Below are 9,978 nucleotides of genomic sequence, written 5' to 3'. Positions count from 1 at the left end.
CGCCCCCGCCCCCCGCGGGCCGCGGCCGCCGCCGCCCCCCCCCCCCCCCCCCCCCACGCCGGCTCCGGAGCGGTGAGGCGGCGGCGCGGAAAGGGCCGCGGGGTGACACGGCGATCCCCGGGGAGTGGTGATCGTAAGGGAGTTGGAGGGCGCGGGACCGGGTCGGGGATACGGTGGCCGTGAACGTCTCCGATCACACAGGGAGTTGGAGTCAGCGATGCCCACGCCCGTCCGGCGGAAGTCCGAGGAACGCGACCGTGGCTGACATCCCCTCCGGCCTCGACTGGACCCGGGCCGCCCCCGAGGACGCGACCGGTCCCGGTCCCTGGATCGAACTCGCCTTCGGTGAGGACGACCTGGTCTACATCAGGGAGACCGGCGACCCGGAGAACGTCGTGACGACCACCCGCAGGAAGTGGGACGCGTTCGTCCTGGGGGTCCAGGCGGGCGAGTTCGACCACTTCGTCGAGGGGTTGCAGGACGCCCCCGGAGCGCACGGAGCGACGCAGCCACCCGTGCAATTCCCCTGAGAAATCCCTGAGCGCCCGCACCGGCTCCGGCTGCTCCTCGTACGGCATCACGGCCGAGCCGGCAGAGCGGCACCGGCTGCTCCAAGCGCACCGTCTCCGAGTCGCGGCGGACGCCGACCGGCCACCCGTGTCGCGGCGTACGACTCGTGCGGCATCACGGCCGGCCGGTACACGTTCGGCGGCACCAGCCGCCGCACCGCGACCACGGGCCGCGGCAACCAGTCGCGGCCCGTTCCGTCCGTCCACCCCGCGCGGCCCCGGCGACCCGGGGAACACCGGCGCGACGCACCGTCAGAAGCCCTCCGCCGGAAGCGAGTCCGTTCGAATATCGCCCCGCGCGCGAGACATGGAAAGGGACAACGACGGAACCACGCGCCAGGTTTCGCTTCCGCTTCATTGCCCGGCGTGACCACCCGTGATACACAGAGTGACGATACGACTCTCGTACACCGCCGTACGCCTCCCGTGAGGGTCCCGCGTACGCCGGCGACAAGGAATTCGCACGAATCCCGCCAACCAATGACGTCAAGTCGACATACGAAGGCGTCATTGTCGGCGAGAATGGGCCCGACCTCTGCACGCAGTGGCAGGGGGTGCAGAACTACCCACTAGGGGCGGTGACTTACATGCTTTTCGCAGCCGACAAGGGCGACATCAACACAATCATCGGCGGAATCGCCCCGGACTGGGGCCCCTTCGGCAGCCTGGGCAACGAAGCCAAGGTGATGGTCGAGGTGGTGATGGCGGTGGCCATCCTGCTCTGCCTCGGCATCGCGATCTGGGGTGCGGCCAAACAGCGCATCGGCGCGACCGCGCTCCGCGACACCTTCAGCGCCGAACAGGGCAAGGGACTCATCATCGCCGGGCTCACCGGGGTCTTCATCATCGGATCCCTCGGCACACTCTTCACCATCGTGTACGGCATGGCCGTGTAGCCCGGCACGGCCGCGCCGCACTCGGCCGGACGTCAGTACCCGGCCGGGCGCGCCCGGATTCTCTCCCTCCGATCCATCCGTCCGTCGTGCCCACCGGCTGAGGTTGCAACTCCCTGATGTCCAGTCACCACACCGCGCCCGCGCGGGAACCAGCACGGCTACCGTCGTACTACGTGGTTCAGCGAGAGATTGAGGGGGCGTACGCGGCATGAGTCTCGGTGACGAACCCGGGTACGGCGACGGCCCGCGCGGCGAGGAAGGGGGGTACGGCGGCTCCGGCCAGACCCGTACCCGTCTGCCCGACCGTCCGGGCGACGTCTACGGCGGCGCGCGGCGCGGACGCGGATCCTCCTCGCGGAGCCTGGTCACGGTCGTCGGTGTGGTCGTCCTGCTCATCGCCGCGATCGCCTTCGCGAACCGCGGGGAAGACGCGGCCTCGTCCGGCGACGGCAGCGGCGACAAGGCGAAGACGTCCCCGACGGCGGCCTCCGGCAACCACCCGGTGACGACGAAGTCCGCCGGCATCCCATCGGGCTTCCCCCACACACGGGAGGGAGCACAGAGCGCGGCGACGAATTACGGTATCGCCCTGGGCTCCACCGGCATGTTCAACGCCGACCAGCGGCACGCGATCGTCGACGCCGTGTACGCGCCCGATGTCGCAGCCGCACGGCAGCCCGATCTGGACGCGGCCTACACGAGTGAGAAGTTCCTGACGAACATCGGCCTGGACAAGAACGGCGCAGCCCCGGCCGGCCAGACCTTCATCTCGCGGATCATCCCGGTCGGCACCAAGACCAAGGCTTCCAGCACGGACAGCGCCACGGTCGAGCTCTGGTACACCTCGTTGTTCGGCCTGTCCGGCGACGGCTCCACCAACCCTGTGTCGGAGAGCTGGTACACGACGACCTACCAGCTGAAGTGGATCGGCGGGGACTGGAAGGTCACCGACTTCGCTCAGAAGGACGGGCCCGTCCCGGTGGGGCGGGACCAGAAGGCCTCCACCGCGGACGACATGACCAAGGCCGTCGAGGAGTTCGGAGGGTTCACGTATGCCCGCTAACAAGCCGCGCCGTGTCCTCTCGCTCGCCGCCACGGTGGCGGCGATGCAGTCGGCCGCCGTCCTGCTGGCCACCAAGGCGGTCGCCGCCCCCAGCCCGTCTCCCAGCCGTAACCCTTGTGAACTCGTCCGTGGCCCCGCCAGAAAGTACTGCGACAGCGGCACCAAGGGATCCGGCAAAACAGGCCTCACCACCGACCCCGGTACCGCCTCCACGCTGGACCCCCTCTCCTCCCTCGCGAACGGCTGCGCCGACGCCGCCTCCTGGACCATCGACAAACTCTCCGCCGCCGTGAACGACACCGCCAACGTCGACTTCACGAACCCCAAGTTCCTCCAGCAGTACGCCGTCGTCTTCGCGGCCTCCACGATCCTCACCCTGCTCCTGTGGCTGCTGGCCGTGGCGAAGCGGGCGGTGCGAGGTGTCCCCCTCGGCACGGCCCTGTCCGAGGCGATCGGCTTCCTCTGGCTGACCGTGCTGGCCTCCGCGTTCACCCCGCTGATCCTCTACACGGTCGTCTCCGCGACGGACGGCGTGACCGAGGTCCTCGCCAAGACCACCGGCAACCAGACGAACGCGTTCTTCGGGACGTTCTCCGGCGCCCTCGACAAGGGCGGCAACATCGGCGGCGGCCCCATCATGCTCATCGTCGTCTCGATGGTCTCGATCCTGGCCGCCGGAATCCTCTGGCTGGAGCTGGTCATCCGGGCCGCCCTGCTCTACGTCGGCGCCCTCCTCGGCACCGTCGTCTACGCGGGCCTCGTCGACAAGAACCTGTGGGGCCACGTCCGCCGCTGGGCGGGCATCATGATCGCGGTCATCCTGGTGAAGCCGGTCATCGTGATAGTGCTCGGCCTCGCCGGCGCCCTCAGCTCCGACAGCGGCCCCGACGCGTTCTCCGCCGTCGTCTCCGGACTCGCCATCATCCTGCTCGCCATCTTCGCCAGCGCGATGATCTACCGCTTCGTCCCCGGCTTCGGCGACGAGATCGCCGGCTCCCGCAACAACCGCATCATGCAGGGCGCCGAGAGCAAGGCCGCCGCCGTGATCAGCTCGCCGGCCACCCTGGTCGCGCAGGGCATCAAGACCCACAGCTCCCGCGCCGACAACAACGGAGGCGGCGGCAACAGCCAGCCCCGCCCCGCCAACCCCGTGTCCGGCGGGGTGGCCGCGCACAGCAGCCGTACGCCGAACGGAGGCGGCGGATCTGTCCCCTCCGCCGCACCCCCGCCGCGCAGCAGCCCGGTCAACACCCCGCACGCAAGCAACACCCGCAACAGCAACCGCACGGGAGGTGAAGGGCGTTGACGACCGATTCCCACCTGTCCCATCCGGTCACGCCCCGCCGTACATATCTGATCGGCCGCGCCCGGCCGAACGCGATCGTCGGCCGGAACCGCGAGTCCGGCGAGATCGCGCTCATCATCGGCGGCGCGTTCCTCGGCATGATGTGCGGCCTGCTCGTCCCGGTGCTGTCCCTGCGGATCGTGCTGCTCATGGGCTTCCCGCTGCTCGCGCTCGCCGCGGTGTACGTCCCGTACAAGCGGCGCACCTTCTACAAGTGGTTCGAGATCAACCGCAGCTACAAGCGGAGCCTGCGCCAGGGGACGGCGTACCGCAGCCAGGTGACGGAGGCCGGCATCCACCTCGACGGCAGGGAGGTCGAGGTCGGACCGCCGCCCGGCATCGGGCGCATCGCCTGGCTCGCCGCCCCGTTCGGACCCGACGAGATCGCCGTCCTGCTGCACGCCGACCGCCGGACCGTCACCGCCGCCATCGAGATCGAGGGCCCGGGTGTCGGTCTGCGCGACAGCGAGGACCAGGAGGCCCTCGTCGACCGCTTCGGCACGCTGCTCAAGCACGTGGCGAACGGCGACGGCTTCGTCACCCGCCTCCAGATGCTCGCCCGCACCCTCCCCGCCGACCCGGACGCCCACGCCAAGGACGTCTCCCAACGCGGCGACGAGCGCGCCCCCGGATGGCTCCAGCAGTCCTACGACCAGCTCCAGTCGATGGTGTCCACGAGCAGCGAGCAGCACCGCGCCTACCTCGTCGCCTGCATGCACTACTCGCGTGAACTCGCCGCCGAGGGCCAGGCCATGGCACGGGCGGCACGGCCGCAGGGCGGCCGCAAGGTCGACCGGGACGCCGGGCTCGCCGTCGTCATGGCCCGCGAGCTGACCGACATCTGCTCCCGGCTCCAGGAAGCCGACATCCGCGTACGGCAGCCCCTCGGCCAGGGACGGCTCGCCTCCCTCGTGCACTCGATGTACGACCCCGACCACCCCATCGACCACATCCAGGCCATGACCAAGCGCAACGCCTGGCCGGCCGAGCTGGACGCCATGGAACCGACATACCTCCAGGCGAAGACCCGCGAGTCCTCCACCCGCGCGCCCTGGTGCCACGCCACGGCCTGGGTGAAGGAGTGGCCGATGACCCCGGTCGGCGTCAACTTCCTCGCCCCGCTCCTCGTCCACACCCCGGACGTCATCCGCACGGTCGCCGTGACCATGGACCTCGAACCCACCGAGATCGCCATCGAGCGCATGCTGACCGAGAAGACGAACGACGAGGCCGAGGCCAGCCGCGCCGCCAAGATGAACCGCACCGTCGACCCGCGCGACATCGCCTCGCACAACCGCCTCGACCAGCGCGGCGAGGACCTGGCGAGCGGCGCCGCGGGCGTCAACCTCGTCGGTTACATCACGGTCTCCTCCCGCAACCCCGAGGCCCTCGCGCGCGACAAGCGCACGATCCGCGCCTCGGCCGGCAAGTCGTATCTGAAACTGGAGTGGTGCGACCGCGAGCACCACCGTGCCTTCGTCAACACACTGCCGTTCGCCACCGGAATCCGCAGGTAGGGGCTGATGCACTGATGCGGGATCCGCTGTCCGCCGCGACGGACGCCTTCACGTCCTTCCTCTTCGGCAAGGTCGAGACGACCCGCCTCCCCGTGCGCACATCCACGGGCCAGGCGCAGGCGGTCTACCTTCCCACCGCCGCACCGGGTCTCGGCGACTCGGGCGTCATCATCGGCCGCGAGGTGTACTCCGGCAAGGGCTACATCTACGACCCCTTCCAGCTCTACGGGCAGCAGCTCCCGGCCCCGCACTGGCTGGTCCTCGGCGAGTCCGGCAACGGCAAGTCGGCCCTGGAGAAGACGTACGTCCTACGGCAGTTGCGCTTCCGCGACCGCCAGGTCGTCGTCCTCGACGCCCAGGGCGAGGACGGCGTCGGCGAATGGAACCTCATCGCGCAGGAGCTGGGGATAACTCCCATCAGGCTCGACCCCACGGCCGCACTGGACATGGGTATCCGGCTCAACCCGCTCGACCCGTCCATCACGACGACGGGCCAGCTCGCCCTGCTGCGCACCATCATCGAGGTCGCGATGGGGCACGGCCTCGACGAGCGGTCCGGCTTCGCCCTGAAGGTCGCCCACGCCTACGTCAACGAGACGATCGTCGAGCGCCAGCCGGTGCTCACCGACATCGTCGAGCAGCTCCGCCACCCCGAACCGGAGTCGGCCGAGGCGATGAACGTCGCCACGGACGACGTACGGGCCTGGGGCCTGGACGTCGCTCTGGTCCTGGACCGGCTGGTCGACGGTGACCTCAGGGGCATGTTCGACGGCCCGACGACGGTCGGCATCGACCTGGACGCCCCGCTCATCGTCTTCGACCTGTCGCACATCGACCGGAACTCCATCGCCATGCCGATCCTGATGGCGATCGTCGGTGTGTGGCTGGAGCACACCTGGATCCGGCCCGACCGCAAGAAGCGCATCTTCCTGGTGGAAGAGGCGTGGCACATCATCAACAGCCCCTTCGTGGCCCAGCTCTTCCAGCGGCTGCTGAAGTTCGGGCGCCGCCTCGGCCTGTCCTTCGTGGCGGTGGTCCATCACCTGTCGGACGTCGTCGACGGAGCGGCGGCCAAGGAGGCCGCCGCGATCCTGAAGATGGCCTCGACACGGACCATCTACGCGCAGAAGGCGGACGAGGCCCGTTCGACGGGCCGGGTCCTCGGCCTGCCCCGCTGGGCGGTCGAGATCATCCCGACGCTGACCCCGGGCATCGCGGTCTGGGACGTCAACGGCAACGTCCAGGTGGTCAAGCACCTGATCACCGAGACGGAGCGACCACTGGTCTTCACCGACCGCGCGATGACGGAGTCGTCCGCCGACCACCTCCTCTCCGACGACGCCCTGCGCGCCGCCGAACTGGAGGCCGAGGAAAGGGCGGCCGCCTTCATGGAGCAGCATCTCAGCGATCTCGACGGCTCCACCGAGTCCACGGTGGCGTGATGAGCCCGTACCCCGACCAGCGCGAGGACCGCCACAACCCCCGGCACGAGGGGGCGGGCGGCATTCCGGACGGCCTGCTGATCGGGGTGCTGGGCTTCCTCCTCGGCATGACCTTGATGGTGTGGACGGCGACAGGCCTCGCGGGCTGGTTCTCCCGCGGCGCCTGGCCGGACGCGATCACCTTCACCCGTACGCCCCTGGCCATGCGCCACCTGATCGGCGAGCCGCACGACATCGCCGGCGCCTGGCCCGACACCCCGCCCGCCCAGTTGTCGGGGTACGGCCTCTTCTGGGGCCTGTTCATCGGCCAGTTGATGGTCCTGCTGGTCCTCGCCGTGTTCGTGATGGGCACGGTGGCACGGTGGCGTGCGGGCCGAGCGCGAAGACGAGCGCAGGATCTGGAGGCCAAGGCATCCACGCAAGCGTCCAGGGCGTCCAGGACATCCACGGACGCACCCGATCCCGTTGTGCCACCGGCAAGGACCGAACAGCCGCCGCTGCCCGCACAGACCCTGGAGACCGCCCCCAGGGCAGCCGCGGCGACCGAGGCAACCTCACAGGTGCCCGAACCCGCGGGCGCGCCGGCGCACGAGCACGTGGGCGGCCCGGACACCGTCGCCACCGAGGCCGCCCCGAGCAGGGCCGCCGCCGCGGCACCGCAGCCGACACCGGCGTGGACACCCAGGCGCGCCGTCGTCCTCGCCCCCGCGGAGACCCGCCACCTCACCGCGGCCCAGGCCGTACGCGACGCCGAGGGCCCGGCCCTCGTCATCACCTCCGCCCCCCGCATCTGGTCGGAGACCAAGGACGCCCGCGCCAAACTGGGCCCCGTCCTCCTCTACGACCCCGCCCACCTCTGCGACACCCCGGCCCGGCTGCACTGGTCCCCTTCGGCAGGCTGCGAGGACAAGGAAACGGCGACGGCCAGAGCGGCCGCCCTCCTGGCCCCGGTGCGCCCCTCCGCCAAGGCCGACCAGGCGATGGCCGACGTCGCGGCGACGCTGATGCGCTGCTATCTGCACGCCGCCGCGGTGGAGGGCAAGGCCTTCCGCCATGTCCACCGCTGGGCCCAGGGCTCACAGGTGCAGGACGCCGTACGAGCCCTGCGGACGAATCCCAGGGCCGCGTCCGGCACCGCCGGGGAGCTCGAGGCCGCGCTCGTCTCGCATCCCGAACGCCGGGACATCGCCCAGGAGCTGACGGCGCGTGCGCTGTCGGCGCTCGGCACGGTCAACATCCGAGAATCCTGTACTCCGAACCGAAGTGACAGCCTCGCCTTGGATTCCTTCGTCAACGAAGGGGGCACTCTTTATATGATCGGCGAACCCCTCGAGGACCCCAAGGCCGGCCCCGGCGCCATGCCCCTCCTGACGGCTCTCGCCTCAAGCGTGGTCGAGCGTGGCCGGCGCATGGCCGAACGGTCATCCTCCGGTCGGCTCGACCCACCACTCACGCTCGTCCTGGACGACATCGCGGCCGTGGCCCCGCTCCCCCAGCTCCCCGACCTGCTGACCACGGGCCCGGCCCGCGGCCTGCCGACCCTGGCGCTCCTCCGCTCCCGCGAACAACTCCGCTCCCGCTGGCCGCAGTACGAGCTTCCGGTCTGAGCCGGGTACGGGCTTCACGCCCGCGGGCCCCCTCGGTCGATGGCGAACTCGAGCTCCAGTTCACCGGTCTCCCCCGGCATCGGGGCCGTCTGCCCGGTGGGCAGGAAACCCGTCTTCCGGTAGAACGCCTCGGCACGGCCGTTCTTCTCGTGCACGAACAGCCGCACGCGGTCGAGCCCGGCCTCCCAGGACCACGCGAGAGCGGCGTCGAAGAGCCCCCGGGTCACCCCGGCCCCGCTCCCCCGGAACTCGGGCCGTACGTACACCCCCACCAGATGTGCCTGAGTCCGCTCCGGCACCTCACCGAACGCGTCCCGTACCCCGGCCTCCTCGACCAGCACGGTCACGGACCCGGCCCACACCCCGTCCTCGCCCACGGCCACGATCTGCTGCCGCTTGGTGGCGTCGACGGCCGCCCCGGCCGTCCGGTCCTGCCAGAAGCCGTCCGGCTTGGTCACCGCGTCCTCGTAGGTCTCCAGGAACGCGAGGTGCGCGACGGGGTCCCGCAGGGCGTCGAGCCTGAGCTCCTTCACCTGCGGCCACTCATCGGAACGTATGGAACGGATCACGTAGGTACTGGAGTTCATGGCAGTCACCGTAGTACGCGCGTACGGCCGGGCTCATCCGAAATCCACCCTGCCGATCACCGCCGGCCCGGCCACCGTCATGCTCTTCCCTGTACGGCATTGTGAGCCGACCGATCCGATCACGCGCAAGCCCTCCAGGGAGAACACCGCATGGCCAAAGTCCAACTAGAGGAACTCCGCAGCGTCATTCATCCCACGGGCAAGTTGGACAGCCGGGCGGAGCACTGGGCCGGACGCCTCTACATGAGGTCCCTCTCCCTTCGCGTGACGCGCCATCTCGTCGACACCCGTATCTCGCCGAACCAGATCACCGTGATCATGGTCTTCGCGGGGATGCTCTCGGGAGTCGCCCTGATCCTGCCGGGCCTCGGCGGCGCCGTTCTCTCCGTCGTCTTCATGCAGCTCTATCTGCTGCTCGACTGCGTGGACGGCGAGGTGGCCCGCTGGCGCCGCCAGTTCAGCCCGCTCGGCGTCTACCTCGACCGCCTCGGCGCCTACCTCGCCGATGCCGCCGTGATGGTGGGCATGGGCATCCGTGCCGCCCAACTCGGCGTCAATCTCTACCTGGTGGCCGGTCTGGCCGCGGCGATCGGCGTGCTGCTCCTGAAGTCGTCCTCCGACCTCGTGCACGTGGCCCGCTCCGACAGCGGCATGGAGAAGGCGACCGACGCGTCCGTCGTCCCGCGCTCCGGCGGCCTCGCGCAGGTCCGCCGGCTGGCCTCGGCCGTGGGCCTGCACCGCTTGGTCAACGGCATCGAGTGCACCATCCTGCTGCTCGTCACCGCGGTCGTCGACCTGGCGCTCGGCGACCTGACGGCCACGCGGATCGCGACCGTCGCCGTGACGGCGATCGTGTGGCTGCTCGTGCCGGCGCACGTCGTCTCGATCGTCGCGTCGTCCCGCCTGAAGTAACCGCACCAACAAAAAAGGGGGGGGCGGTCTCCTCGTGGAG

9 protein-coding genes are annotated in these 9,978 nt (G+C 70.2%); 8 read left to right on the top strand and 1 reads right to left on the bottom strand.

The window, feature by feature from the left end; all coding sequences use genetic code 11:
• The first annotated feature begins 257 nt into the window (after positions 1-257).
• From ACFXGX_RS32010 to ACFXGX_RS31980, 7 genes are all read left to right on the top strand, one after another.
• Positions 258-530: a DUF397 domain-containing protein gene (locus ACFXGX_RS32010; protein ID WP_384798083.1), complete on the top strand. Its 273-nt coding sequence runs from the start codon at positions 258-260 to the stop codon at positions 528-530.
• Positions 531-1,156: 626 nt separating this feature from the next.
• Complete coding sequence (locus ACFXGX_RS32005) at positions 1,157-1,465, top strand: hypothetical protein (RefSeq protein ID WP_037622434.1); 309 nt, start codon at positions 1,157-1,159, stop codon at positions 1,463-1,465.
• Positions 1,466-1,673: 208 nt separating this feature from the next.
• The gene (locus ACFXGX_RS32000; protein WP_384798080.1) at positions 1,674-2,528 is read left to right on the top strand and encodes a hypothetical protein; all 855 of its coding nucleotides are present in this window, start codon (positions 1,674-1,676) and stop codon (positions 2,526-2,528) included.
• Positions 2,518-3,834, top strand: a complete 1,317-nt coding sequence (locus ACFXGX_RS31995; protein ID WP_384798077.1) for a hypothetical protein — start codon at positions 2,518-2,520, stop codon at positions 3,832-3,834. The genes ACFXGX_RS32000 and ACFXGX_RS31995 overlap by 11 nt, the downstream gene beginning before the upstream one ends.
• Entirely contained in the window at positions 3,831-5,390 is a 1,560-nt protein-coding gene (locus tag ACFXGX_RS31990) for an SCO6880 family protein (RefSeq protein WP_384798074.1), read from the top strand. Before ACFXGX_RS31995 ends, ACFXGX_RS31990 begins: the two co-directional genes overlap by 4 nt.
• 14 nt (positions 5,391-5,404) lie before the next feature.
• A complete protein-coding gene (locus tag ACFXGX_RS31985; RefSeq protein WP_384798071.1) occupies positions 5,405-6,832 on the top strand; it encodes an ATP-binding protein in 1,428 nt (475 codons plus the stop codon).
• Complete coding sequence (locus tag ACFXGX_RS31980; RefSeq protein WP_384798068.1) at positions 6,832-8,439, top strand: type VI secretion protein; 1,608 nt, start codon at positions 6,832-6,834, stop codon at positions 8,437-8,439. Before ACFXGX_RS31985 ends, ACFXGX_RS31980 begins: the two co-directional genes overlap by 1 nt.
• A gap of 14 nt (positions 8,440-8,453) precedes the next feature.
• Here the strand turns inward: ACFXGX_RS31980 and ACFXGX_RS31975 are convergent, their stop codons facing one another.
• A complete protein-coding gene (locus tag ACFXGX_RS31975; protein WP_384798065.1) occupies positions 8,454-9,026 on the bottom strand; it encodes a GNAT family N-acetyltransferase in 573 nt (190 codons plus the stop codon).
• Between the two features lie 150 nt (positions 9,027-9,176).
• On the opposite strand from ACFXGX_RS31975, the gene ACFXGX_RS31970 reads away from it, so the two are divergent.
• A complete protein-coding gene (locus ACFXGX_RS31970; protein WP_384798062.1) occupies positions 9,177-9,938 on the top strand; it encodes a CDP-alcohol phosphatidyltransferase family protein in 762 nt (253 codons plus the stop codon).
• Positions 9,939-9,978 lie beyond the last annotated feature (40 nt).

It is taken from the genome of Streptomyces sp. NPDC059371 (assembly GCF_042751995.1).
In the GTDB taxonomy this organism is placed as follows: domain Bacteria; phylum Actinomycetota; class Actinomycetes; order Streptomycetales; family Streptomycetaceae; genus Streptomyces.
Note: the sequence above shows the minus strand (reverse complement) of the source record. Positions and strands in the feature narration are given on the sequence as shown.